This is a genomic window from Actinomyces sp. HMT 175 (assembly GCF_016694895.1).
In the GTDB taxonomy this organism is placed as follows: Bacteria; Actinomycetota; Actinomycetes; order Actinomycetales; family Actinomycetaceae; genus Actinomyces; species Actinomyces oris.
In genome coordinates this window covers 737,737-763,205 of the sequence record NZ_CP068012.1, presented here as the reverse complement: position 1 = coordinate 763,205, position 25,469 = coordinate 737,737, and the positions used below count along the sequence as shown (strand labels likewise).

The following is a 25,469-nucleotide window of genomic DNA, read 5'->3' as shown; positions in this document are numbered from 1 at the left end:
GAGGGCTTCCATGGAGTCATGAGCAACGCACCTGTCACCAGCACACCAAGGCCCCCCGCCCCTCCAACAACACACCTGCCCCAGACCGCAGCCATGAACGGGGGCGCGCCGGCCCCCGCACCGGCTCCGCAACCGGCAACGCCCTTCATTCCCGCCCCGGCCGCCCCCGGCGCCGTGCCCGCCCCAGCCGCCTCCTCCCCCTCGGAGGGACTCGTGGTGGTCACGGAGGGACTGACCCGCACCTACAACGGTGTCAACGCCGTCGACGGCTTGAACCTGTCCGTGCCCGCCGGCGGCATCTACGGCTTCCTGGGCCCTAACGGTGCAGGCAAGTCCACCACGATGAAGCTCCTGCTGGGACTGACCCGCCCGACGTCGGGCAGCATGAGCGTCCTGGGACGCCCGGTCAGCCAGCGCCACCCCCTGCCGCCGGGAACCATCGGCTCCCTCATCGAGGGCCCCTCCTACTACCCGAGCCTGACCGGCAAGGAGAACCTGGCCATGGTGGCCTCCTACCTGGGGCTGGCCTCCAACCGCGTCCAGCACGCCCTGGCCACCGTCAACCTCGTCGGGCAGGAGAACAAGCAGGTCAAGCACTACTCCATGGGCATGAAGCAGCGCCTGGGACTGGCCATGGCGCTGCTGTCGAACCCGGCCCTCATGCTCCTGGACGAGCCGACCAACGGGCTCGACCCCGCCGGGGTGGCCGAGATCCGCCAGCTCATCGTCACCCTGGCCCGCCAGGAGGGCGTGACGATCATCGTCTCCTCCCACATCCTGTCCGAGATCGAGCAGATGGCCGACACCGTCGGCATCATCTGCGCCGGACGCCTGCGCTATCAGGGCACCCTGGCCGGGCTGCGCGACGAGGGGGTCATCGAGCTGCTCGTCTCCGAGCCCGCGGCCGTCGCCGCGCTCCTGACCTCCCTCGGGGTGACCCACGAGGTGCGGGACGGCGCCGTGCGCACCCCCATGATGCCCGACGACGTCGTCGGCGAGCTCATCACCCGCATCGTCTCCTCCGGGACGACCGTCTACCGGGTCCAGACCGTGCGCAAGACCCTCGAGCAGGCCTTCCTGGAGCTGACCGAGCCGGTCCTGGCCGCCCAGCCGCCCCTCGCCTCTCAGGAGATGAACCGATGAGCACCCCAGTGAGTACAGCGGGCCCGGCGGCCACCACGGCCGCGCAGCCAACACCACCGACACAGCACCTGACACAGCCCCCGACGCGACCGGCGGCGCCGCGCGCACTCCCCATCTCTCCGCTGAGCAGGGCGTGGACCACCCTGGCCCTCGAGCTGGGCAAGCTGCGCCGCAAGCGCTACTGGCTCATCGCCGCCAGCGCCACCGCCGTGTGCCTGGCATGGTGCAGCATGCTCATCACCCATCGGGCGAGCGGCCCGGTTGCCGCACGCCACGCCACGCTCGCCCTGGATGAGTTCATCCAGATCATCGCCTTCCTCATGCCCCTCATCACCGCGGTCCTGGCCTCGCGCATCGTCACCGTGGACACCGAGGAGCGCATGGGGCAGCTGATGACCGCGCTGGGGCAGAGCGCCCTGACCCGCTACCGGGGCAAGCTGGTCATCGTGATCCTCACGGTCCTGTGCATGGAGACGGCCCTCTTCACACTTGTCACCGTGCTGGCCGGCCCGATCGGGCTGACCGTCACCGACTCCTACTGGCGCACGCTGCCTCCTGCCCTAGTGGTGGTGGCATGCTCAACGCTGGCCATCTCCGCGGTCCAGCTGACGCTGTCCACCTGCTTCGACAAGCAGGGCATCGGCCTGGGGGTGGCGGCCATCGGCGGTCTCATCGCCGAGAGCCTGCCCTACGCCTACCTCGGGAAGTTCTCATGGCTGCTGCCCTGGGGCATCGTTCCGGCCGCCACCCCCATTGACACGGTCGCCTCCTACAAGTCCATGCGGGAAATCGGCGACATGACACTCGCGTCCCAGCCGTGGACCCTGGCGGCGCTCGCCGCGCTGGTCGCGGTCGGGTGGACCGTCGCCGCCCACCTCGTTATCGTCCACCAGGAGAATCACCGATGAGCACCACCGCACCAGTCACACGTTCCACGGCAGGCCGGCCCCTCCGGCCCGCTCAGCACCCGTCAACGCTCCCCGGTCCCTCCGGCCCATCCACGACGCCGCAACCGACTATCCTGAGCCGGTCTGCTCCACCCGCTCCCCAGTCCCGCCCGTCGGTGCGAGCCGCCTGGTACTGGGAGAACCGCAAGGCCCCCAACCGGTGGTACTGGGTCGCCGTCACCATCCTGTGCTCCCTAGGCTCCCTGTCCGGCTACCTGCAGTACCGCAGCTACCGCAGCCAGTTCGAGGCTCAGGGCGCCACCTGGGAGATCACGTGGTCCCAGTCCACGCTCCTGCTCTCGATGCTGTTCCTGCCGCTGGCGCTGGGTGCCTTCGCCGCGCAGATCGCCAGCAGTGAGCACCAGGGAAGAAACTGGCAGAGAATGAGCGCCACCGGGCTGGAGACCGCCATGGTTGCGGGCAAGCTGCTGCACGGGCTCCAGGTCGCGGCTCTCACCACCGCGGTCCTGGCCCTGACCACCGCGGTGACGGGCCTCGCCCTGGGCTTCAACCTGGTGGGTCTGGTCGCCTACCTGCCGCGCTTCGCCGTCGTCGCGCTGGGAATGTGGGTCATCCTCACCTTCGTCACCTGGCTGGGCGCGGTCATGACGTCCTTCGCCACCACGATGTCCACCGTGCTGCTGAGCACCATTGCGGGGATGGCGATGCTTCTCGCGGCCCGACCGCTGAGTGTCCTCAACCCCGCAGCCTCACTGACCCGAACCACGTCCGCTATGAGCCCGGGCAACGTGGCCTCACCGGGCGCCGCAGCATTCGAGGGCGTCATCTGCCTGGTGTGGGTGGCCCTGCTGGCCCTGGCTCTGCGCCGCGCAGTGAGGCGACAGTCATGAGCCACGTTCCCGCAGTGCCCGAGCCGGCACACGTCTCCCGGGTCCCGCGGACCCTCCTGGACCGGGTGGCTCAGTGGTGGCGTACCAGCGCCCTGACCCTGTGGGCGGTGGCCGGGGCCGCGGGCCTCTTCCAGCTGATGGTGCTGAACGTGGCCTCGTACACCTACCCGCACCTGCCCCTGCGAGGCTGGGTGATCGTCGCCCTGCTGCTCGCTGCTTCACTGGTGGCCCGACGCCGCTGGCCCCTCGCCGTCGTCATTGTCACGAGCCTGGCCTCGGGCGCCGTCGACCTGTGGGGGACGCGCGGCGGACTCAACCTGCTGTCCATGCTGGCCCTCTACGCCCTGCTCGTGGCCGCCCCCACCCGCGACCGAATCATCGGCTTCAGCATCAGCGCGCTGTGCACCCTCGTCCCCACGGCACTGGCCAAGTGGCCACAGGTGAGCACGTTGAGCCCGGGAATCCTCATCCTGGTCCTCGTGCTCGCGGTGGCCTCGATCTCCCGCTCACGCCGGGAGGCCCTGGAACACGGGGACGCCCAGCTGGCAGCACAGTCCGCCGAACATCGGCTGGTCGCCCAGCGCGACGCCGCCCGCCACCAGGCCCGGGTGGCGGCCGAGCTCCACGACTCCGTGGGCCACGCCCTGACCGCGATCATCGCCCTGTCCGAGGGGATGCAGGGGGCCGGCGGCAGCCCACAGACAGATGAGGCCATTGACATGATGAACGCCCTGGCCCGCGAGGGTCTGGCCGACACCCGACGCGCCGTCGCCTCACTCCAGACGGCACCGGGCCCCTCCCCCGACAACGCCGAGACCACCGATCCCCTCACCGACCGGGTCTCGGAGGGCCCGCAGTCCCCCTCGGGCGCAGCCGGCTGGGACCGGCTCGACGACCTGCTGACCACGGTGAGAGCCACCGGTATCAGTGCAGCTCTCACCGAGACCGGCAGGCGCCCCCTCGACGCCGTGGACAGTCAGGCCCTCGGGGAGGTCGTCTACGTCGTCGTCCGGGAGGCCCTGACCAATGTCATGCGCCACGCAGAGGGCGCCACGCGCGTCGTCGTCTCCCTGGACCACGATCAGGCCGCCACCCGGATCACCGTGTCCGACGACGGTCGCGGCGCCCCCGGCTCGACGCAGGCGCCCCCGACGGCCGGCCACGGGCTGGCCAACCTGGCCGCCACGGTCGGCGAGCACGGCGGCATGCTGTCCGCCGGCCCCGCGACCGATGAGGGCGCATCCGGCTGGGTGCTGCACGCCCTCGTCCCCTTCCCGGAAGGGGCATCACGATGACTCCATCCGCCCCCTCCGGGCCTGGCACCGGGGGCTCATCGAGCGGCCGCTCCCCGATCATGGTGATGATCGTCGATGACCAGCGAGCCACCCGCATGGGTCTGTCCCTCATCATCAACCGGGCCGACGACCTACAGGTCACGGCCGAGGCCGTCCACGGTCAGGACGCCCTCGACCAGCTCGCCGCCCTGATTGAGGAGCGCCGGCCGCTTCCCGACGTCGTCCTCATGGACGTACGCATGCCGGTGCTCAACGGGATCGATGCCACGGCCCGTATCTCCCAGCTCTACCCCTCGATCCGGGTCCTGGTGCTGACCACCTACGACCAGGACGAGTTCGCCTTCGGGGCGCTGTCGGCCGGCGCCTCAGGGTTCCTGCTCAAAGACACCCGCACGGCCGACCTCCACCAGGCGCTGCGGGCGGTCAGCTCCGGGGACGCGATCCTCACTCCGCGCATCACCCGCGAGCTGCTCAACCGGCACATGCTCAGCCCCGTGGCCTCACCCCGTCAGCGCGCGGCACGCCAGCGCCTCGACGATCTCAGCCCCCGCGAGCGCGAGGTGGCGGACCTGGTGGCCCAGGGGCTGACGAACGCGGAGATCGCTCAGCGCCTCGTCCTGGCCCCGGACTCGGTCAAGAAGAACGTCACCCGGATCCTGACCAAGCTGGACCTGCGCGACCGGGTCCAGCTCGTCATCCTCATGCGTGACGCCCAGTCCTGAGCCTCCGCCCCGCCCCCTCAGGCCGCGGTGGCCAGGGTCGGGACCGGGACCGGCTGCTGCGCCGGAACGCGGTAGACGAGGCGGGACTGGGCCAGGTAGTTGACGATGAAGAGCGTGGAGTCCACCAGCACCTTGGCCAGCCACAGGGGCGCGCCGGCACCGGTGAGGACCGCGATGCCGGCGTAGGACGTCGCCGCCACCCCGCCCTGGACCGCCGCGTAGCCGCCGGCCGAGCGCCAGAAGGTCTCCGGGCCAGCCCCGAACAGGCGCCGGTTGAGCAGGAAGCCCAGGGTGCAGGAGACGATCCGGGCTCCGAGGACGGCGTAGAGGACCGAGTCGGTCAGCGAGTTGAGGATGAGGACCAGCGCGTAGTCGACGCTCCAGCCGGTGAAGGACACGGCGGCGAAGAGGACGACCGTGGGGATGCGGCGGCGCAGGCCGGCCAGGCGGTTCAGGATCGTCGGGCGGGAAGCGGGGAGGGCGGGGCTCGTCGTCGTCATGGCAGTAAGCCTCGCCGGAGGCCTTAAGCCACGTGTTTGACGGACCTGTGCCGTTTCTGTGAGAGACGCTCACGGGGCCCTGCGGGCTGCGGGCCCCGTTCTTTCGCCGTCAGAACAGGGCGTCGGTCTGTGGCTTGGTGGGGGCGCTCGACGGCGTGGCACCAGGTGCCTGCTGCGTCTCCCGGTTCCCCGGGGCCCGGCCGCCGCGGGTCCAGCCCGGCCCCTCAGGCACCGGGCGGCCCTGCTGGAAGGCGGTGGCGGCGCCGCGGGCCCGGGAGTCGGCGGCCTCGTTCATGGGGTGACCGACATGCCCGCGCACCCACTCGAAGCGCACGGTGCGGCCCGCGAGCGCAGCGTCGAGGTCCTTGACGAGGTCGGCGTTGAGGACGGGCTTGCCGTCGGCCTTGCGCCAGCCGCGCTTCTTCCAGCCGTGGCGCCACTTGGTCAGGGAGTTGATGACGTACTGGGAGTCGCACTGGATGAGGAGCTCCTCGCCGGCGAGCCCGGCGGCCTCGGTGGCCCGCAGGAGCTCCAGGACGGCGGTGAGCTCGCCGCGGTTGTTGGTCGAGCTCTCCCAGCCTCCGGCGGCCCAGCAGTCATCGTCCACGTACCAGGCCCAGCCGGCCGGTCCCGGGTTGCCCAGGGAGGAGCCGTCGGCAGCAGCAGTCAGCGTCATGGAGGGCACTCTACCCACCGCGGGCCCACCGGCCGGTCACCCACCCTCGTCCGCCGTGCTCACGTACCGGTGCGCCTGGCTGGACACGCACCCCACTCAGCGAACTCGCACGATCTTCCCTGGCGTGCAGCCAGCCGCAAAAGCCCTGCTCAGGACGGATTATGTTAGCCTGCCGGGCGGGCATGAACGACCCTGCCCATGTGAACACTTATCCCTTGAGAGGTACACCGATGTCCTCCACGCTGAACGCTCTGTCAGCCTCGTCAGCGTCACCCGGCACACTCATCGCCGCACGCTGGTACGACTACATCCCCATCGCGATCTACTTCGCCTTCGTCATCGGCGTCGGGCTCATCGCCCGCGCCAAGGCGGCCACAGCCGATGGCTTCCTCACCTCGGGCCGCTCCCTGCCGGCCTGGGTGACCGGTATCGCCTTCGTCTCGGCAAACCTCGGCGCCGTCGAGATCATGGGAATGTCGGCCAACGGCGCCGAGTACGGCATGCCGACCTTCCACTACTTCTGGATCGGCGCAGTCCCGGCCATGATCTTCCTGGGTCTGGTCATGATGCCCTTCTACTACGGCTCCAAGGTGCGCTCGGTGCCCGAGTTCATGCTCAAGCGCTACGGCACCGCCGCGCACCTGGTCAACGCGCTCAGCTTCGCCCTGGCCCAGCTGCTCATCGCCGGCATCAACCTGTACCTGCTGGGCAAGATCATGAACTGGCTGCTGGGATGGCCCCTGTGGGTGGGGCTCATCGTGGCGGCCGTCATCGTCTTCTCCTACATCACCATGGGTGGGCTCTCCGCGGCGATCTACAACGAGGTCCTCCAGTTCTTCGTCATCGTGGCGGCCCTGCTGCCCCTGACCCTCATCGGCCTGCACCGCGTGGGCGGCTGGCACGGCCTGACCAGCAAGATCACTGCCGCTGCCACGGCCGCCCACCCCGACGACGCCGGCGAGGCAGCCAAGGTCGCGGCTCAGCAGCTGCACTCCTGGCCCGGCAACTCGATCTCCGGCTTCGACTCCAACCTGCTGTCCGTCGTCGGCCTGGTCTTCGGCCTGGGCTTCGTGCTGTCCTTCGGATACTGGACGACGAACTTCGTCGAGGTGCAGCGGGCCATGGCCTCGGACTCGATCTCCTCGGCCCAGTCAACCCCGATCATCGGCACCTTCGTCAAGATGTTCGTGCCCTTCCTCGTCATCGTCCCGGGAATGGTCGCCGGCGTCATGGTCTCGGAGATCCAACAGCTCAAGGCAGATTCCGGGGCTGGATACCAGTTCAACGACGCGGTCCTCTACCTCATGCGCGACCTGCTGCCCAACGGTCTGCTGGGGCTGGCGATCACGGGTCTACTGGCCTCCTTCATGGCGGGCATGGCGGCGAACATCTCCGCCTTCAACACCGTGTGGGGCGTGGACATCTACCAGCACTACATCAAGAAGAACGCCGACGACGCCCACTACCTCATGGTCGGCAAGCTCTCGACCCTGACGGCCTCCGTGGTCGCGATCCTCACCGCGATCATCGCGTCGAGCTACTCCAACCTCATGGACTACCTCCAGACGCTGTTCTCGATGTTCAACGCGCCGCTGTTCGCGACCTTCATCATCGGGATGTTCTGGAAGCGGGCCACCCCGCACGCCGGTTGGATCGGCCTCATCAGCGGAACCCTGGGCGCCCTAGGGGTCAACATCCTCATCTGGACCAAGCACCTGGTCATGCCGGGACAGGGCGGCGCCTTCCTGGCGGCGGGAGTGGCCTTCACGGTCGACGTCGTCATCACGGTGCTGGTCTCCATGGCCACGAAGCCGAAGCCCGACTCCGAGCTCAAGGGCTTCGTCTACGCCCTGACCCCCAAGAGCGAGCGCACCGACCCGCACCTGCACGAGCTGCCCTGGTACCGCCGTCCGATCCCGCTGGGGATCATCGCCGGGGTCCTGGTCATCGTACTCAACAGCATCTTCCACTAGTCCGGCCCGGACACACGAAGGAGAACACTCATGAGCAATCGTTCACTCACGGACATCCGGGCGGTCATCACCGGGGCTCTGGGGCTCATCGGCCTCTACCTGGTGGTGTGCTCGGTCCTGTTCAACAGCGCCGAGGAGATGAGCAAGACCGGCGGCATCAACGCCAACCTGTGGTCAGGTCTGGGTCTGTTGGCCATCGCCGCGGGCATGGGCCTGTGGTGGTGGATCAAGCCGAATCCCTCCGGGGGCGAGTAAGGCGGAGACTGGCCAGGCTGCACTGGGCCCGCACCGGTGAAGGCCTCCCGCCCGTCACCTACCCTCCGATCGACGGCGTCGCCGCAGCCCCGCGCTGCGACGACGCCGTCGGCGTGGCCGCGCACGGGCTTCAGACCTGAGTTGCACGGGTTGGGGTGGTTTGTGTTTCAGAGTGGGGTTTTTCGTTGGGATTGTGGGGGTGGGGTGGTCGTTCCCGGCTCACCGCAACACCTTGTACGCGTCCCTGGGCCGCTGCGTCGAGCGGGGCTACCGCCAGGCGATCTCTGGGGCCTTGTTCGAGCACGTCACCGCCAGTGGGGGCCTTGCCCTGTGCCTGTACGACGTCACCCCCTCTACTTCGAGGCCGAGCGTGAGGACGACCTGCGGCGGGTCGGCTACTCCAAAGAGCGGAGGGTCGACCCCCAGATCATCGTCGGCCTGCTGGTCGACCGCCGTGGTTTCCCCCTCCAGGTCGGCTGCTGGGAGGGAAACAAGGCCGAGACCACCACGATCATCCCCGTCGTGGAGGCCTTCCAGGCCGCCCACGGCATCGAGGACCTCATCATCGTCGCCGACGCCAGCATGCTCTCAGCGGCCAACCTCAAGTCTCTGCATGAGGCAAGGCTGCGGTTCATTGTCGGGGCCCGCACCACCCGGGCCCCAGGCGACCTGGAGGCCCACTTCCACTGGGAAGGTGACGCCTTCACCGACGGCCAGGTCATCGACACCATCACCCCCAAGCGGGGCTCCAGGAGCGAGCGGGACAAGGCTGTCAGGGCTGAGCCCGTCTGGGACCCGCACACCCACCCAGGCTCATGGAGGGCCATCTGGTCCTACTCCAAGAAGCGCGCCGCCAGGGACAACCAGACCCTGACCACCCAGGCCAACCGCGCCCGGGCCATCCGTCGCCGGCGAGAAGCGCCCCAAGGGCACACGTTTTGTCACCACCCACGCCGGTGACACCACCCTGGACGAGGCCTCCATCGCCAGGGCCCGTTCCCTGGTGGGACTCAAAGGCTACGCCACCTTTCGTTCCGTCCCGCCTGATGGGCGCCGGTGAGGTCGTCTCCTCGAATCACGAGCTGTGGCACGCCCGGGCAGTCCTTCGCCGATGAGCAAGCACGACCTGAGAGCCCGCCCCGTCTTCCACCACACCCGCGATGCCATCGAGGCGCACCTGACCGTGGTCATGGCCGCCCTGGCCATCGCCCGACACCTCCAGGACACCACCGGGATCAGCATCAACCTCAACGGCCACCACCTCACCGCCGCCGACCCCCTGACCCCCGAAGCCGAAGAAATCCTCACCGCCCTGAGCATCCCAACAGGGCACTAAAAACTGTGCAACTCAGGTCAGAAGATCCGCCTCCAGAGCACCGGCTACTGTGAGGGGGACGCGCCGGTGTCCATGCTGGTCGCCAGGCCCATGAGGACCAGACCGACGACGGCTGCCGCGACGCCGGCGGCCACCGCCGTGCGTTCCCGCCCGGTGCGCTCCTCCCCCAGGATGGTCAGTCCACCGAGGGTGGCCAGGACGAAGCCGAGCTGGGAGAGGGTGAAGCCGGAGGCCACCCCAACGGCCGCCGTCGAGCGCAGCATGAGGGCGTTACCGACCGCCCACAGGCCCCCGGCGAGCGCGGCCGGAACGATCCTCGGGCCTCGTAGGGGCGCGCGCCGCGGCTGGATAAGGGCGCACAGTCCGGCACCAGCCAGCAGTCCCAGCCCCATGGGTCCGACGGCGTGGGCCGGGGGTACCTCGACGGCGCGCAGCAGCGAGGGGTAGGAGCCGTAGAGGACGGCTGAGGCGGCAGTGGCCAGCAGACCGGCACGTCGCTGCGCGGGAGTGGGACCGGGGCCGGTGCGCTCCTGCCAGGAGCAGGCGGCGGCGCCGAGCATGATGAGCGCGAGCGCCACCATCCCCAGGATCAGGGCCCCGGGAGCGCGCCACTCACCGAAGAGGCTCACGCCCAGGGTGGCGTTGAGCAGGAGCTGGAGGGCGGTGGTCAGAGGCATGGTGCGACTGACGCCCCAGGCGCGGAAGGCCCACAGGACGAAGACCTGCCCACCGGTCCACATGAGTCCGCAGGCCACGCCCCACACGGTGGCGCTCAGGGACCAGGGCGAGCCGAGCATGGCGGCGCATCCGAGCGAGACGGCTCCCGCTCCCACCATGACCGCGGTGTTCTGGCGGCGGATGTCGGTGGGGAAGGCTCCGAGAAGAAGGGACAGTGCCCCGAACAGCAGGGAGGGCACGAGGGCGATGGCAATGCTCATGGCGGGTCCGCAACGCTCTTCGACACGGGTACTTGTCTGCGTCTCAACGCGGACGGGGCGCGCCCCGCAGTGGAGCGCGCCCCGTCCGGCTGGGCCTGTTCTCAGGCGTCCAGGTCGGTCTCCAGGAGGGCCTTGAGGTCCTCGAGGGCCGCCTCGGCGCCGTCGGCATCGGAGGCCAGGGTGACGACGTCGCCGAAGCCGGCGCCCAGGGTCATCACACCGAGGATGGAGGAGGCGTCAACCGCAGCGCCGCCCTCCTTGGCGATGGTGACCGGGACGCCCTTCTCGGCGACGGCCTTGACGAAGGTGGCAGCAGGACGGGCGTGCAGACCGACCTTGGAAGCGATGGTGGCGGTGACCTGGGCCATGTGAAGCTCCTTGTGACATGTGGGGGCTAACAGTGTGGGAAGCGGATCATGCCCCCACACCGATCTGAGCAGCGCAGCGGCTGCTGTCCCGGCCGAGACTACCCGAGATCACGGCTCTGTTGCACTGTTCCTCCCTTCAAAATCACGGTTCGTCGAGGAGGCCTCCTCAAGAACCGGTGTATGGCGCCAGGACGACCTCGACCCGCTGGAGCTCCTTGACGTCCGCATAGCCGGTGGTGGCCAGGGTGCGGCGCAGGGCGCCCATGAGGTTGAGCGTGCCGTCAGCGCGGTCGGAGGGGCCGTTGAGGATCTCGGCCATGGTGCCGACCGTGCCCACGTGGCTGCGGAAGCCCCGCGGCAGGCGCTCATGGCGGGCCTCGGCGCCCCAGTGGTAACCGCCGCCGGGAGCCTCCTCGGCCCGGGCCAGGGCGGCCCCGAGCATGACGGCGTCCGCGCCGCAGGCGATGGCCTTGACGACGTCGCCGGAGTTGCCCACCGAGCCGTCGGCAATGACATGGACGTAGCGGCCCCCGGACTCGTCGAGGTAGTCGCGCCGGGCCCCGGCGACGTCGGCCACGGCGGTGGCCATGGGCATGTGCAGCCCCAGGACCTGGCGCACGGAGGAGGAGGCGCCGCCACCCTGCCCCACGAGGACTCCGGCCGCGCCGGTGCGCATGAGGTGGAGGGCGGCGGTGTAGGTGGTCACCCCGCCGACCACCACGGGCACGTCGAGCTCGTAGATGAAGCGCTTGAGGTTGAGGGGCTCGACGGATCCGGAGACGTGCTCGGCCGACACGAAGGAGCCGCGGATGACCATGAGGTCCACACCCGCCTCGACCACGGTGCGCCAGTGACGCTGTGTCTGGGCGGGGCTGAGTCGCCCGGCGACGACGACGCCGGAGGCACGGATCTGGGTGAGCCGCTCAGTGATGAGCTCGGGCCTGACCGGGGCGCGGTAGACCTCCTGCAGGACGCTGGTGGCCCGGGACGGATCCGCCCGGCGGATGCGCTCGAGCGCCTCGGTGGGGTCCTCGTAGCGGGTCCACAACCCCTCCAGGTCCAGCACGCCGATCCCGCCCAGACGTCCCACCAGGATGGCGGTCTCGGGGCTCATCACCGAGTCCATGGGGGAGGCCATGACCGGCAGGTCCACGTGGTAGGCGTCGATCTGCCAGCCCACGCGCACCTCGGAGGTGTCCCGGGTGCGACGCGCCGGCACCAGGGCGATGTCGTCGAAGGAGTAGGCGCGCAGGGCACGCTTGGAGCGTCCGATCTCGACCTCTGTGCTCATGGCCCGATCCTAGTGGGGCCGGTCCGGTATCCACCGGAGCGACCGGCGGGGCGGCCACGCGCACGGGGGCACCGGACACAGGCCGAGGCGCACTGGCACCGGCGCATTGATGTCGCAGCCCGGTGGCATGCTGGCCCCATGAGCACCCCGCACTCCTCCTCCATGTCCGACGCCGCCACCCCCGTTCCCTCCGCCTGGCCCTTCGGCCCCCTGCTCGGCTTCGACACTGAGACCACCGGAGTGGACCCTTCCGGCGACCGTCTGGTCACGGCGGCGCTCGTCTGGCGGGCGGCTCCTCGGGCCGACGGCGTCCGGCCGCAGTCGGTGACCACGTGGCTCGCAGACCCCGGCGTGGAGATCCCCGAGGCCGCCGCCGCGGTCCACGGCGTGACCACCGAGCGGGCCCGCGCCGAGGGGCGGCCGGTGACCGAGGTGCTGGCAGAGGTCAGTGAGCACCTGGTGGAGGCGATGGCGGCCGGCACCCCGGTCGTCGCCTTCAACGCCTCCTACGACCTCACACTCATGGAGGCCGAGCTCGCTCGCCACGGGCTGCCCACGATGCGCTCTCGCCTTGGCCGAGAGCTGGGGCCCATCGCCGACCCGCTGGTCCTGGACCGGGCCGTGGACCGCTACCGCCGCGGCAAACGCCGCCTGGGCGACCTCTGCGAGGTCTACGGCGTGCACGTCGATGAGGCCCTGCACACCGCGGAGGTGGACGTGGCCGCCACACTCGATGTGCTCGAGGCCCTGGCCGCGGCCCACCCGCAGCTCTCAGAGCTCAGCCCCGATGAGCTCGTGGCCTACCAGGCCCGCGCCCACCGCACCTGGGCGGAGTCCTTCAACGAGTGGCTGGCGCGCAAGAACCCCTCGCGGACCCCGGCCCAGACCGCCTGGCCGCTGCCGGACTCCCCCACGCACTGAGCCCCTCCAAGCACCCCTGCCGCACAAACGGCAGGCACGCCCATACACAGGGAGCCGGCCGGATCACTCCGGCCGGCTCCCTGCGCGGCAACGTTCTGCTGAGCCTGTCTGGTCAGCTGGACTCCGACGTTTCAGACCCCGTCGCGGCCGGTGTAGTTGGGGGCCTCGACGGTCATCTTGACGTCGTGGGGGTGGGACTCCTTGAGACCGGCGCTCGTGATCCGCACGAACTGCCCGCGCTCCTTGAGCTCGGGGATCGTACGTGCGCCCACGTAGAACATGGACTGGTGCAGCCCGCCCATGAGCTGGTAGACGACGTCGCCCAGCGCTCCGGAGTAGGGGACCTGCCCCTCAATGCCCTCGGGGACGATCTTGGAGTCCGAGGAGACGTCGGCCTGGAAGTAGCGGTCCTTGGAGTAGGAGGTGCGCCCGCGCGAGCTCATGGCGCCCAGTGAGCCCATGCCGCGGTAGCGCTTCCACTGCTTGCCGTTGACGAAGACAAGGTCGCCGGGAGACTCCGTGCAGCCCGCCAGCAGAGAGCCGAGCATGACCGTCTCCGCCCCGGCCACGAGGGCCTTGGCGATGTCACCGGAGTACTGCAGGCCGCCGTCGGCGATGAGGGGCACCCCGGCGGGCTTGCAGGCGCGGGCCGCCTCGTAGATGGCCGTCACCTGGGGCACCCCCACGCCGGCGACGACGCGCGTGGTGCAGATGGAACCCGGCCCCACCCCGACCTTGACGGCGTCGGCCCCGGCGTCGATGAGCGCCTGGGCGCCCTCCCGGGTGGCGACGTTGCCGCCGATGACCTCGATACCACCAAAGGCGGAATCAGACTTGAGGCGGGAGATCATCTCCAGCGCCAGCTTGGCGCCGCCGTTGGCGGTGTCGACGATGAGGACGTCCACGCCGGCCTCGGCCAGGGCCCCAGCGCGCTCCCACGTGTCTCCCCAGTAGCCGACGGCAGCACCCACCACGAGGCGCCCCTCGGCGTCCTTGGTGGCGTGGGGGTACTGCTCGGTCTTGACGAAATCCTTGACGGTGATGAGACCGGTGAGGCGTCCCTCGGCATCGACCAGGGGCAGCTTCTCGATGCGATGCTCGGCCAGGAGCGCCTTGGCGTCCTCCCGCGAGATGCCGGTCTCACCGGTGATGAGGCGATCACGCGGTGTCATGCACTCGCGCACGGTCAGGCTCGCCCAGCGCTCCGGGGGGACGAAGCGCAGGTCGCGGTTGGTGATGATCCCCTGAAGGTTGCCTCCCGCGTCGACGACCGGCAGGCCGGAGACCTTGTAGTGGCCGCAGAGCTCGTCGAGCTGGGCGATGGTGGCATCCGGTCCGACGGTCACCGGGTCGGTGACCATCCCGGACTCCGAGCGCTTGACGCGTCGCACCTGCTGGGCCTGGTCCTCGATGGACAGGTTGCGGTGGAGGATGCCGATACCACCTTGACGAGCCATGGCAATAGCCATGTCCGACTCGGTGACCGTGTCCATCGCGGCCGAGAGCAGCGGGGTGGCCAGGTTGATCCTCGGGGTCAGTCTGGAGGTCGTATCGACCTCGGAGGGGATGACGTCGGTCAGCCTGGGCAGCAGGAGAACGTCGTCGTAAGTGAGTCCAGTGGGGGCAAAGACGTCAGGGCTGGTGATCGAGTCGCTCACGGGGCCATCGTAGGACGTCCTGACCACCCTGTGCATATCCGCCGGCACCGGCCTGTCCGCCCGCTGCCCCACCGGCACCCCACACGGCCGTCCCCATCGAGCCGTCCGGCACCGACGCGCCCCGAGGGCAGAGCGGAGCACTCGACCCGACGCCCGACACGGCAGCCGGCCCGACGGCGCGACCACCGTACCGAGGTGACAGGCGTCCCAGGAATAAAGCAACAATGAATGCGGAACGTTTCAGAAAAAAGATGCTCCTCAGACATACATCATTCACAAAACGTTTCTGCTATTCGAGCGCCACATTCTGGCGCACGTTTTCAGACACCTAGAACGCCAACATCCAGCAAATCTGGAGAAAGTTTCGTTGTGAGATAGAATGATTCTTCTTGATTAACGCACCGCGCGATCTTATCGTTAGATATAGCGCATCACATTCGATGTGCTCGACCGCCATATCCAAAGGAGGGGAGGGAGGCAATGCACGACTCATCGCGTCTGCCCGGCCCGATCTCCACCCTCTGGGAGTGGCAGTACCGGGGGGCCTGCCTCGGCATGGACTCCTCGGTTTTCTTCCACCCCGAAGGAGAGAGAGGCGGTTCCCGTCGACGGCGGGACGAACGAGCAAAGGCCATTTGTCAGGACTGCCCCGTCCTGGACGAGTGCCGGGACCACGCCCTGAGCACCCGCGAGCCCTACGGCGTCTGGGGAGGCATGAGCGAGGAGGAGCGGCGCGCTTACTACGAGCGACAGGCACGCCGTTTCGCCGACGAACCGGCCTAACGCTCCGCCCTGCATCAGGGAATCGACAGCACGGACATTCCCAACTCACGACAATCATCCAGACGCAGTGCTTCAATGAAGCAGGCACTGCGTGCACATGGTGAAGGGGGAGGCACCCAAGGTGCCTCCCCCTTCACCATGCCGTGGCGCCGGGCGGCGCACACGACCTCAACGGCTCACTTGGTGACGACCGCCAGGACGTCGCGCGCCGACAGGATGAGGTAGTCCTCACCGGCGTAGCTGACCTCGGTGCCCCCGTACTTGGAGTAGATGACGACGTCGCCCTCGGCGACGTCGACGGGCACGCGGTTGCCGGAGTCATCGACGCGGCCCGGGCCCACGGCCACGACCTTGCCCTCCTGGGGCTTCTCCTTGGCGGTGTCGGGGATGACCAGGCCGGATGCGGTGGTCTGCTCGGCCTCAGCGGTCTGGACGACGATACGGTCCTCGAGCGGCTTGATGGAGATCGACATTGGAGACCTCCTCCTTCTCTTCAACGTGCAGTAGAACGGCTTGTTCGCCCTCCCCAGGCGTGCCCGGCCGCCGTCGCGGGGGTCGGTCCGGCACGATGCAGGAGTGCGAGTCGCAGAAGGTGCCCGCCCTGCGTCCCAGGACCGGGAGAGCACTCCGCTGCGCCTGACGGAGAATCTACGTCGGCGTTAGCACTCAGTCAACGCGAGTGCCAAAGCGTGGCGGCGGTTTCGCCGTGGGCGTCAGCCCTCGTCAGCGCCGGCGCTCCCGGGTCCAGGCGACAGCCTCCTTGACGCTCGTCTCCTGACGTCCCAGGGTCGGGTCGCGTCGGGAGACGACATCGGCGACGGCCTTGATCGCCGCCGCTCGCTCGCGCGCCCAGCCGACCGCCCACCCGATGCGGTCACTGCGGGCCCGCGAGTCGCCGACGCCCTCGACGTCGACGCCGACCGCACGGCAGATAGCGACCGCGCGCGGCTCATGGAAGTCCTGGGTCACGAGCAGGGCCCGTTCAATCCCGAAGATCCTGCGTGCCCGCACGCAGGTGTCGTAGGTGTCGAAGCCCGCGTAGTCCACGGCGATCGCCTGGTCGGGAATCCCCTGGGAGAGGAGGTACCTGCGCATGACAGTGGGCTCGTCGTAGCCGGCGCGCCGGTTGTCCCCGGAGACCAGGATCGCCTCGACGCGACCGCTGGTGTAGAGCTCGGCGGCGGTGTCAAGGCGGTGAGCCAGCCAGGGCGAGGGCTGTCCGTCGGCGTCGACGGCCGCCCCCAGGACGATCGCCACCGGCGCCTTGGCAGCCTCGCCGTCGCCGCGGCCTTTACCGGCGATCTCGATGTGCCCGGCGCTGATCGTCCACGCCCAGATACTGGCCCCGGCCGCCAGGAGGGCCATGACCCCCATAACTGCCGCAGAGATCCGCACCAGCGACCGCAGAAGCGCCCTGGGGCGCCCCGCAACGTCAGGCCGCCGGGCTGTGCTCACGCCGTCGTCCTCGCACCCCGCAACGGCACCGGCACCCTGACTGGCACCGCCCCGGGGTTCCCCCTCAGTCATCAGTCCCCACCCGTCTTCCCGTCCAGCGCCTTTTCGGCCCCGCCGGTGCGCGGCGCCTCGGCACACAACCCTACTCACCGCCTGCCAGGCAGGGCCCCAGGGCCTTCTCAGCCCCTCTCCCGACCTCCCTGCGTGGGCCCCTTCCCGCTCCACCCAGTGAACATCACGCCCACTGGCAGGTTCTGCATGGAATGATCGGGGGTGATGGCTGAGAACCACGTCGCGCTCCTGCTGACCCCCGAGGGCTGGGAGCTTCTGTCCTCCCTGCCCCCCTACGACCCCTCCGAGGCCCTGTCCCTGGGTCGTTCTCTGCGCGAGGAGGGACACTCCCCCGCCCTGGTGGCGGCCGCGCTGACGCAGCAGCGCCTGCGCGAGCGGGCCACGGCGAAGTTCGGCCCCTTCGCCCAGCAGATGCTCTTCACCGCCGACGGCCTGGAGCAGGCCACCCGCCTGACGGTCTCGGCCCACCATGCGGCCCGTTACGCGGCCGCGGGCGTGACGAAGGTCGCGGACCTGGGTTGCGGGATCGGGGGCGACGCCGTCGCCCTGGCCGGGCTCGACCTGCCGGTACTCGCCGTGGACCGAGATGAGGCCGCAGCCGCCCTGGCCACCATCAACCTCATGCCCTTCCCCCACGCGAGCGTCGAGTGCGCCGACGCCCTGGAGATCGACCTGGTCGAGCGAGGGGTGGACGCCGTCTTCGCCGACCCCGCACGCCGCGCCGAGGGACGTCGCATCACCGATCCGGAGCAGTGGTCCCCGGCCCTGTCGCAGGTGCTCGCACTGCGCGAGACCGTGCCCGCCCTGGGCGTCAAGGTCGCCCCCGGCATCGACCACGCCGCGCTGCCATCGGACGCCCACACCCAGTGGGTGAGCGTGGACGGCGACGTCGTCGAAGCGGCCATCTGGTGCGGACCGCTGGCGCCGGAGGGCCCCGGGCGCTCCGCACTGATCCTGCGCTCAGGAGCGCAGAACGCAACCGCCTGCACACTGGTTGATCCGAGCACCTCCGACCCCTCGCAGCCGCCGGTCCAGGTCGATCCGATCAACTCGCCCGAGGAACTGGGCAGCATCATCCACGTTCCCGACGGCGCCGCCGTGCGCGCCGGACTCATCGCCCACCTGTGCGAGACCCTGGACGCCAGGCCAGTGGGACCCCGGATCGGCTACCTCACGGGCGAGCGCCTGCCCGATGAGGCGACTGCCCCCTTCGTACGCTCCTTCCGACTCACCGAGGTCCTGCCGCTACGGCTCAAGACCCTGCGCTCCCGTGGGCGCGAGCTGGGCATCGGGCGCCTGGAGATCCTCAAGCGCGGAGTCGACGTCTCCCCCGACGCCCTGCGCGCCTCGCTGAGGCTCAGCGGCCAAGAATCGGAGACCTGGATCCTGACCCGGTTGGGAGACAAGGCGAAGGGCGCCGTCCTCGTCGTCGAACCGATCACCGGCACCTCATCAGCTCACTCATCGACATAACAGACCCCCATTATTCCCGCGACGACAGACCCCCGGTCAGCACCCGCGAGGGAACCGGGGAACCCGAGGAGGCCAGGACATGCAGAACACGACTGACACGACGAGCCCGAACGCCGCGTCCGCCGACGCTCAACTGCCGCCGGCCCGCCGCCCCCAGTCCCTTGACTTCGCCGGATCGGCCCGCTCCACGTTGGGGGTGGAGTGGGAGCTGGCCCTCATCGACCGAGACAGCCTCGACCTGCGTCAGTGCGCCGAGGAGATCCTCCAGAAGGTGGGCCCGGACCCGCACGTGCACGGCGAGATGATGCTCAACACCATCGAGCTGGTCTCCGGGGCGCGCAGGACCGTGGCCGAGTGCATGGAGGACATCGCCTTCGCCTTCGACCGCGTTCTTTCCGTCACCGACCCGCTGCGCGTGGACCTGGCCTCGGCCGGGACCCACCCCTTCGCCGACCCGCTGGTGCAGAAGGTGACCAATGCCGAGCGCTACGCGCGCCTGGTGGACCGCACCCGGCTGTGGGGCCACCAGATGCTCATCTTCGGCACGCACGTGCACGTCGGCGTCGAGGACCGGAGCAAGGTCCTGCCGATCCTCAAGGCCCTGCTCACGCGTACCGCCCACCTGCAGTGCCTGAGCGCCTCCTCGCCCTTCTGGGCGGGGGCGGACACTGGCTACGCGGACAACCGCGCCATGATGTTCCAGCAGCTGCCCACCGCCGGCGCCCCCGAGCAGTTCAGCACCTGGGAGCAGCTGGAGAGCTACACCGGGGACCTGGTCCACACCGGCGTCATCGAGGACTTCACCGAGATCCGTTGGGACGTGCGCCCCTCGCCGCGCCTGGGAACCATCGAGGTGCGGGCCTGCGACGCCGCCACGAACCTGACCGAGCTGGCCGGCATGGCGGCACTGACCCAGTGCCTCGTGGAGTCCTTCTCCCGCACCCTGGACCGGGGTGAGGAGCTCGATGCGCTGCCGGACTGGTACGTCGCCGAGAACAAGTGGCGCTCAGCCCGCTACGGCATGGACGCGATCCTCATCGTCAACTCCGCCGGTGAGGAGGAGCTGGTGGGAGACACGGTTGAGCGGATGCTCACCGAGCTCGCTCCCGTCGCCGAGGATCTCGGTTGCGCCGCCGAACTGGACTCCGTGCGCACCACGTTGGAGACGGGGGCCTCCTACCAGCGTCAGATCGCCGCCGTCAGGGCCTACGGAGGGCAGCGGGAGGCGGCCGTCAGGTTGCTGCTGGCCGAGGCCCGGGCGGGCAGGCCCCTGCGTCCCACCGAGGTGCTCTCGCTGGCGGCCAAGTCCTGAGCCGAGCGCCGGCGACCTACCTGTGGCCGGTGGCGTCGGGGCCCCGGCTGCGGCTCAGGAGCGCCCTGTGCGCTTCCGCATCTCCTCACGCAGGAGGCTGGTCATGCTGGTGACGGGAATCCCCAGCAGGGCGGGAAGCGGGATCGTCGTGTGACCGTGGGAGAAGCTCCTCTCCAGCCTGCGCACCACCCGCGGAGGCAGCGTGGGGCGCAGGCGCGCCAGAGTCGCCTGCGGCGCACGCAGGTGGACCAGGACACAGTCGTTGTTGCCGACCTTGAACCAGCCATTGAGGGTGCGCGCACCGAAGCCCTCAATCTCCTCCCACCAGATGAGACCCACCGAGTCTCGCCCCATACGGTCGTGCACGCCCGCGGAGTCGATGACCAGGGTCGGCTTAGGTCCGGACAGGTATCGCCACAGGTCCACCAGGCTCAGCGGCAGTCCGACGGCGCAGGCGACCACGCCCACGATCGCAATCACGGGCAGCCTGCGGTACTGCGACAGGAAGTCCACCGGATACCCCACCCACAGGCACGCGCTCACGATCCCGACGACCACGAACATGACCAGAGCGCCGAGCTTTCCTCGAAGGACCGCCGAGGAGGCGGAGAGGACCCGGGCGGAGGGGTCGGCGTGCGCTGCAACAGAAGATGTGGACACGAATTCTCCTTATCTTCCCACGGGACGAAAAATGGAAAATGCACGAGAGAATAACACGCACTGGCGCCACAGCAGAATAAGGAGCGAAATACTGAGGGGATATCGGAGCATTTTCCGCTCCACCCGCGCCGCGTACTTGCCACGCCGTTGAATTGTTGCCACCGCAATACTCCGAAACATTGCGTTTAAATAATGAACATCCTACATTCGCGCCCATGACCTCATTCCCCTCTCAGTCCTCCCCTGAGACTCTGCGCACCAGCGGAATCGGCGTCTCGTCACAGCCCCTCGCAGGAGGCAGCGAGCCCCTGACCGTGCGCCCGGGTTGGTTCATGATGACGTGCAGCGCCCTCGTGGGCCTGATCGGCACCGCCCTGATCGGCTTCGCCGCCTTCCTGGTGACAGTGGCGATTCAGCGAGGAACCCTCGCACAGATCGGCGCGGTCAGTGCCGCCATCATCGTCATCGGGCTGCTTCTTCTTGGAGTAGCGGCCGGCAACGCGCGTTCCCGCACCATCGTCAGCTCTGCAGGACTCGAGCTTCACCCATTCATCGGACGGACAAAGACGCTGAGCTGGCAGCAGGCCCATGACCGCATCTGGCTCCACACCGCCCATATCTACGGCAGCTGGGCGATCACCGTGTGCAAGATCAGCGTCGCTCTGGATGAGAAGCAGGTGGTGCTACCGGGCGCCGTCACCCAGGGGCTCTTCCGTAAGCGCACTCAGGCCCGTGCGGAGCGGATCATCGAACAGATCAACGCCATGGATCCTCTGAACCGCTGACTCAGCCCATAACTGAGAAGTCAGCCTGATATCCGGGCCCGCACCCTGTTCCGATTCCGAGCGAGCACGGGCCCGAGTACTCTCCCGTAATCGCTGTTCTCCGGGGCGATCACTCCTGACTTGATACGAGGGCCCAACCACGTGCCCGGGTGCGCTGCTCCCAGAAGCTGCGGTAGGGCCCCTCAACGGCTACGAGCTCGTCGTGGTGCCCCCGCTGGGCGACGTGCCCGGCGTCGTCGAGGACGACGACCTGGTCGGCGGCGGCGATCGTCTCAAGCTTGTGGGCGATGACGATGAGGGTCGAGGTGCGGCGCAGCTCCTGCATCGCGGCGACGATATTGGCCTCGTTCTCGGCGTCCAGTGCGCTGGTGGCCTCATCGAGCAGGACGATCGGGGCTCGTTTGAGCAGGGCACGGGCAATGGAGACGCGCTGGCGCTCCCCACCGGACAGGGCCCGCCCGCCCTCTCCCACGCGCGTGTCCCAGCCATGGGGCAGGCGGTCGACGATCTCCGTGACGCCGGCGAGGTCCGCGGCCCAGCGCACCTGGGCGTCGTCGGCCGCGGGGTTGCCGATGCGGATATTGGCGGCCAGGGTGTCGTCGAAGAGGTAGACGTCCTGGAAGACCATGGAGAGCTGCTCCATGAGCTGGGAGGTCGGCATATCGCGCACGTCGGTGCCGCCGACACGCACGGTTCCCGAGTCCACATCCCAGAAGCGGGCGACGAGGCGGGCGATAGTCGTCTTTCCGCTGCCGGAGGGACCCACGATCGCGCACATGGTGCGTGCCGGCACCTTCATCGAAACCGCGGTCAGGACGGGCGCGTCGGGGCGGTAGCCGAAGACGACATCGTCGAGCTCGACGACGCCCGGCTCGGGCAGCGAGCTGGGCTCCTGCGGCTCGGCCATGAGCTCGGCGTCCATGACGGCGTCGAGGTGGTTCATCATCTGGCGCCGCTCCTCCACGCCCATGACGGCTGCTCCGATGTCGTCGAGCATGGTGGTGAAACGCAGGCACATGCCGATGACGGCGATGGCCACCAGCGGCTCCATGGCGCCAGAGGCGGCCAGCGAGGAGGTCAGGACGATCATGGCGACGACGACGATCTGGCTCAGCGCGCCGTTGACGAGGTTGCCGGCGGACTCCCACCACAGGGCGTGCCTGGAGGCTCGGGCCCCGTCGTCGAAGGCGGCGGTCAGGCGGCTGTAGCCGGAGGCTGCCCGACAGGATCGCAGGGCGCCCTGGCAGCGGGCGATCTCGACGATGCGGGTGGCGAGCTCGCGCTCGGCGGGCTCGGAGATGGACTTGCCGCGGTCCAGCAGACGGCGCGAGAGGCGCACGAGTCCGGCGAACAGGGGCGCGGCCAGCGTCAGCAGGAGCCCCAGGCGCCAGTCCCAGGCCCAGGAGCCGACCCCGACGACCACGCATGCAGCAGCAGTGGAGGTGAGCAGGTACATGAAGTGGGCGGCGGACTCCCCCAGGGCCACCATCTCCTGGCTCACAGCCCGGGACAGGGTACCGGCGGAGTCGGCGGTGAACCAGCGCAGGGGCAGGCGCGAGATCCGGTCGCCCACTGCGTGGTGAACGTCGTGCATGAAGCCCAGCGCCCCCGACATGCCCAGGCGCCGCCCATGGAAGTCACAGACGGCCGCACCGAGACCGAGAACGACCAGCACGACGAGCCAGCCACCGAAGGACAGCCCCCACCGGGGCGCTCCGGTTGCCAGAGCCACTGAGGCGGGCAGCAGCACCAGCAGCGCCAGTCCCACCAGGACCCCGTTGACTCCCGCCAGGGCAATGCACCCCCGGGTCTGTCTCCAGGAGGAGTCGGTCATGAGTCGGCGGAAGCGGGACAGCAGGGAGTCCGCCGGCTGGGAGGACCCACCGGGAGCCGAGGGCTCCGGACGCGCGGCCCCCGTCCGCCCGCCCCGGTCATCGATGTGGGAGGCCACTGCTGCCGGGGCACCGCCGTCAGCCGCACTGTCGGCCACACCGTCGTCCGGACTGTCGGCCGCGCCGTCGGCGAGGGCGGGGCCAACCGTCCTGGTCTCAGTCTCGTCACCGTCCACCTCCGTGGCACCTTCGATCTCGCCGGCCTGGCGCAGCAGGGCCCGGTAGTGGGGCTCATCGGCCAGGTCATCGTGGGCGCCGGCGGCGACGATGCGTCCGCCGTCCATGACGGCGATGCGGTCGGCGCCGCGCACGGCGGCCGGCCGGTGGGCGATGACCAGGACGGTGCGGTCCTTGACCAGGGCGCTCAGTGCCTGCTGGATCTCGGCCTCGGACTCGGGGTCGGCCATGGCGGTGGCCTCGTCGAGCACGATGACGGGGGTGTTCAGCAGGATGGCGCGGGCGATGGCGATGCGCTGCTCCTGACCACCCGACAGTGCCGTGTCCTGCCCCAGGACGGTGTCGTAGCCCTGTGGCAGCGCCATGATCTCCTCGTGGATGCGGGCCACGCGGGCGGCGGCGCGCACCTGCGCCAGATCGGCCTCGGGGCGCCCGAGGGCGATGTTCTCGCGCACGGTGGTGGCAAGCAGCTGGGCGTCCTGGAGGACGAAGGAGACGGTGGAGTACAGGGTGGACTCGTCCATGTCCCGCAGGTCCACCCCGCCGATGCGGACGGCTCCGGCGTCGGGGTCGGCGAAGCGGGCGATGAGGGTGGCCAGTGTCGACTTGCCCGAGCCGGAGGGGCCCAGCAACGCGGTCACGGTTCCCGGTTCCAGGGTCAGGCAGGCGTCGTCGACGGCGAGGACCTCCCCGTAGGAGAAGGAGACGTGGTCGATCTCGACTCGCTCCGCGCGGGGCTGTGCGGGCCGGTCGGCGGCGGGCAGGACGGGGGTGTCGAGGACCTCGCACAGGCGCAGGGCTGCCGCGCCTGCGAGCTGGTAGGACCAGGAGATCGAGGCGATGGTGATGAGGGCGGCGGGCAGGACCAGGGCAACGAGGGTGGTGGCCAGGACCTGGGGCAGGGTGACGGCCCCGGCGTGGATGAGCAGCGCCCCACCGCCGAGGTTGACCAGGAGCAGCACGGGGATGGAGACCCAGGTGAAGGACAGGCAGGTGACGGTCACCAAGGGCATCGCCCAAGCGCGGTAGAAGGCGGAGAACTCGTCCGCAGCGGTGAGGTAGGCCGAGTGGGCGCGTCCCACGCGTCCGAAGGCCTTGACCACACCGATCCCGGAGACGAACTCGACCATGGCCGAGGAGATGGCGGCCAGCTTGCGGTCCATCTCCACGGTCTTCTCGTTCATGCCGCGCATGGACACCGAGTAGGTGAGCGCGTAGAGGACGAGTGCGGAGACGGCCAGCAGGGCCAGCCGCCAGTCGATCCAGAAGGCGCACCCCAGCAGGGCCAGCGGGGTGACGATGGCGTTGAGGCGCTCGACGGGACCGTGGGCGATGACGGTGTGGACGAGGGTCGTGTCGTCCTGAACGGCCTTGCGCAGGCGCCCGGAGGTGGAGGCGGTGAACCAGGACAGCGGGGCGTGGGAGATGCGCGCAACGATGTCGCGGCGCAGGCGGTCGCGCAGGGACAGGTCGGCCAGGTGGGTGATGAGCAGCGCCAGGAAGTACAGCAGCAGGCGGGTGGAGTAGGCGCTCACGAGCACCATGACCACGCCTGACACCTGCTGAGGATCCGGGCTCAGGCCCGCCCGGTGGGCGCGCAGCAGGATATCGCCGAGCTGGACCAGTGCGATGTAGGGGGCCACCGCCAGGACCGCGGAGAGCAGGACGAGGACCTGACCGATCCGCAGGCGGGTGCGCACGGGGGCGCCGAGGCGGGCGATGGCTGCCTGCCCCTCGCGCGAGCGCTGGGCGTTGCCCTGAGTGGTCGGCTCAGCTGCGTCGTCAGGCGCTGCTGCACCGGCTGAGGGCGGCGACGACGGCGCGGGCGATGGATGCGGCGAGGCTCCCGGAGCTGACGACTGTGTCCGCGTGCTCATCAGGTATCCCAACCTTCCGTCGACCCTAATTCTGAATGGCTTTCAGAACTTAGTGAGGTCCACCTTACTCTCGCCGCTGAACCTCGGGCAACAGCTCGCACGGACCACT

At 69.4% G+C, this 25,469-nt stretch carries 22 protein-coding genes and 1 pseudogene; 13 read left to right on the top strand and 10 right to left on the bottom strand.

All coding sequences use genetic code 11. The annotated features are described in order from the left end of the window. Positions 1–213 precede the first annotated feature (213 nt). Genes JJJ14_RS03260 through JJJ14_RS03240 form a run of 5 tightly spaced genes read left to right on the top strand, consistent with a single transcriptional unit; the run spans position 214 to position 4,958 of the window. On the top strand, positions 214–1,143 hold the full coding sequence (locus JJJ14_RS03260; RefSeq protein WP_201445059.1) for an ABC transporter ATP-binding protein: 930 nt from the start codon (positions 214–216) through the stop codon (positions 1,141–1,143). Next, on the top strand, positions 1,140–2,051 hold the full coding sequence (locus JJJ14_RS03255; RefSeq protein WP_141407331.1) for an ABC transporter permease: 912 nt from the start codon (positions 1,140–1,142) through the stop codon (positions 2,049–2,051). Before JJJ14_RS03260 ends, JJJ14_RS03255 begins: the two co-directional genes overlap by 4 nt. Further along, the gene (locus tag JJJ14_RS03250) at positions 2,048–2,941 is read left to right on the top strand and encodes an ABC transporter permease (RefSeq protein WP_065363027.1); all 894 of its coding nucleotides are present in this window, start codon (positions 2,048–2,050) and stop codon (positions 2,939–2,941) included. Before JJJ14_RS03255 ends, JJJ14_RS03250 begins: the two co-directional genes overlap by 4 nt. Then, the gene (locus tag JJJ14_RS03245; RefSeq protein WP_201444669.1) at positions 2,938–4,236 is read left to right on the top strand and encodes a sensor histidine kinase; all 1,299 of its coding nucleotides are present in this window, start codon (positions 2,938–2,940) and stop codon (positions 4,234–4,236) included. The genes JJJ14_RS03250 and JJJ14_RS03245 overlap by 4 nt, the downstream gene beginning before the upstream one ends. Further along, on the top strand, positions 4,233–4,958 hold the full coding sequence (locus JJJ14_RS03240) for a response regulator transcription factor (RefSeq protein ID WP_201444668.1): 726 nt from the start codon (positions 4,233–4,235) through the stop codon (positions 4,956–4,958). The genes JJJ14_RS03245 and JJJ14_RS03240 overlap by 4 nt, the downstream gene beginning before the upstream one ends. A 17-nt stretch (positions 4,959–4,975) precedes the next feature. Here JJJ14_RS03240 and JJJ14_RS03235 read toward each other — a convergent pair whose 3' ends face one another. Together JJJ14_RS03235 and JJJ14_RS03230 are read right to left on the bottom strand one after the other, a co-directional pair. Beyond that, positions 4,976–5,458 carry a GtrA family protein gene (locus JJJ14_RS03235; RefSeq protein ID WP_201444667.1) on the bottom strand — a complete coding sequence of 161 codons (483 nt, stop codon included), beginning with the start codon at positions 5,456–5,458 and terminating at the stop codon, positions 4,976–4,978. A 109-nt stretch (positions 5,459–5,567) separates the two neighbouring features. Beyond that, on the bottom strand, positions 5,568–6,134 hold the full coding sequence (locus JJJ14_RS03230) for a ribonuclease H family protein (RefSeq protein ID WP_201444666.1): 567 nt from the start codon (positions 6,132–6,134) through the stop codon (positions 5,568–5,570). Between the two features lie 230 nt (positions 6,135–6,364). Here JJJ14_RS03230 and JJJ14_RS03225 point away from each other — a divergent pair, with 230 nt between their 5' ends. The 3 genes and pseudogenes from JJJ14_RS03225 to JJJ14_RS03215 form a co-directional block, all read left to right on the top strand. Further along, complete coding sequence (locus JJJ14_RS03225) at positions 6,365–8,107, top strand: sodium:solute symporter family protein (RefSeq protein WP_101559463.1); 1,743 nt, start codon at positions 6,365–6,367, stop codon at positions 8,105–8,107. 30 nt (positions 8,108–8,137) lie between these two features. After that, complete coding sequence (locus tag JJJ14_RS03220; protein ID WP_201444665.1) at positions 8,138–8,362, top strand: hypothetical protein; 225 nt, start codon at positions 8,138–8,140, stop codon at positions 8,360–8,362. Positions 8,363–8,591: 229 nt separating this feature from the next. Then, positions 8,592–9,698, top strand: a pseudogene (locus JJJ14_RS03215) (IS1634 family transposase); the annotation flags it as partial. Positions 9,699–9,742: 44 nt separating this feature from the next. Here the strand turns inward: JJJ14_RS03215 and JJJ14_RS03210 are convergent. The 3 genes from JJJ14_RS03210 to JJJ14_RS03200 all read right to left on the bottom strand — a co-directional run bounded on the left by JJJ14_RS03210 (position 9,743) and on the right by JJJ14_RS03200 (position 12,295). After that, a complete protein-coding gene (locus tag JJJ14_RS03210; protein ID WP_201444664.1) occupies positions 9,743–10,636 on the bottom strand; it encodes a GRP family sugar transporter in 894 nt (297 codons plus the stop codon). A gap of 101 nt (positions 10,637–10,737) precedes the next feature. Then, on the bottom strand, positions 10,738–11,004 hold the full coding sequence (locus JJJ14_RS03205; protein ID WP_010614584.1) for an HPr family phosphocarrier protein: 267 nt from the start codon (positions 11,002–11,004) through the stop codon (positions 10,738–10,740). Between the two features lie 166 nt (positions 11,005–11,170). Further along, positions 11,171–12,295 carry a GuaB3 family IMP dehydrogenase-related protein gene (locus JJJ14_RS03200; protein ID WP_060956634.1) on the bottom strand — a complete coding sequence of 375 codons (1,125 nt, stop codon included), beginning with the start codon at positions 12,293–12,295 and terminating at the stop codon, positions 11,171–11,173. A 138-nt stretch (positions 12,296–12,433) separates the two neighbouring features. On the opposite strand from JJJ14_RS03200, the gene JJJ14_RS03195 reads away from it, so the two are divergent. Beyond that, positions 12,434–13,216 carry an exonuclease domain-containing protein gene (locus JJJ14_RS03195; protein WP_201444663.1) on the top strand — a complete coding sequence of 261 codons (783 nt, stop codon included), beginning with the start codon at positions 12,434–12,436 and terminating at the stop codon, positions 13,214–13,216. A gap of 131 nt (positions 13,217–13,347) precedes the next feature. On the opposite strand, the gene guaB is transcribed toward JJJ14_RS03195, so the two are convergent. Further along, on the bottom strand, positions 13,348–14,910 hold the full coding sequence (gene guaB, locus JJJ14_RS03190; RefSeq protein WP_236592898.1) for an IMP dehydrogenase: 1,563 nt from the start codon (positions 14,908–14,910) through the stop codon (positions 13,348–13,350). A 444-nt stretch (positions 14,911–15,354) separates the two neighbouring features. Between guaB and JJJ14_RS03185 the strand changes: the two genes are divergently transcribed. Continuing rightward, positions 15,355–15,657 carry a WhiB family transcriptional regulator gene (locus tag JJJ14_RS03185; protein ID WP_003789399.1) on the top strand — a complete coding sequence of 101 codons (303 nt, stop codon included), beginning with the start codon at positions 15,355–15,357 and terminating at the stop codon, positions 15,655–15,657. Positions 15,658–15,833: 176 nt separating this feature from the next. Here JJJ14_RS03185 and groES read toward each other — a convergent pair whose 3' ends face one another. Continuing rightward, the gene (gene groES, locus JJJ14_RS03180) at positions 15,834–16,130 is read right to left on the bottom strand and encodes a co-chaperone GroES (protein ID WP_070661353.1); all 297 of its coding nucleotides are present in this window, start codon (positions 16,128–16,130) and stop codon (positions 15,834–15,836) included. Positions 16,131–16,380: 250 nt separating this feature from the next. Then, positions 16,381–17,031: a SanA/YdcF family protein gene (locus tag JJJ14_RS03175; protein ID WP_101559467.1), complete on the bottom strand. Its 651-nt coding sequence runs from the start codon at positions 17,029–17,031 to the stop codon at positions 16,381–16,383. Between the two features lie 357 nt (positions 17,032–17,388). On the opposite strand from JJJ14_RS03175, the gene JJJ14_RS03170 reads away from it, so the two are divergent. Both JJJ14_RS03170 and JJJ14_RS03165 read left to right on the top strand, forming a co-directional pair. Then, complete coding sequence (locus JJJ14_RS03170; RefSeq protein WP_201444661.1) at positions 17,389–18,657, top strand: class I SAM-dependent methyltransferase; 1,269 nt, start codon at positions 17,389–17,391, stop codon at positions 18,655–18,657. Between the two features lie 79 nt (positions 18,658–18,736). Next, positions 18,737–19,969 (top strand): glutamate--cysteine ligase, encoded by a 1,233-nt coding sequence (locus JJJ14_RS03165; protein ID WP_180806246.1) that lies wholly within the window; start codon positions 18,737–18,739, stop codon positions 19,967–19,969. 54 nt (positions 19,970–20,023) lie between these two features. On the opposite strand, the gene JJJ14_RS03160 is transcribed toward JJJ14_RS03165, so the two are convergent. Continuing rightward, positions 20,024–20,629, bottom strand: a complete 606-nt coding sequence (locus JJJ14_RS03160; RefSeq protein WP_201444660.1) for a hypothetical protein — start codon at positions 20,627–20,629, stop codon at positions 20,024–20,026. 215 nt (positions 20,630–20,844) lie between these two features. Between JJJ14_RS03160 and JJJ14_RS03155 the strand changes: the two genes are divergently transcribed. Beyond that, complete coding sequence (locus JJJ14_RS03155) at positions 20,845–21,414, top strand: hypothetical protein (protein WP_201444659.1); 570 nt, start codon at positions 20,845–20,847, stop codon at positions 21,412–21,414. A 109-nt stretch (positions 21,415–21,523) separates the two neighbouring features. Here JJJ14_RS03155 and JJJ14_RS03150 read toward each other — a convergent pair whose 3' ends face one another. Beyond that, positions 21,524–25,360 carry an ABC transporter ATP-binding protein gene (locus JJJ14_RS03150; RefSeq protein WP_201444658.1) on the bottom strand — a complete coding sequence of 1,279 codons (3,837 nt, stop codon included), beginning with the start codon at positions 25,358–25,360 and terminating at the stop codon, positions 21,524–21,526. Positions 25,361–25,469: the final 109 nt, after the last annotated feature.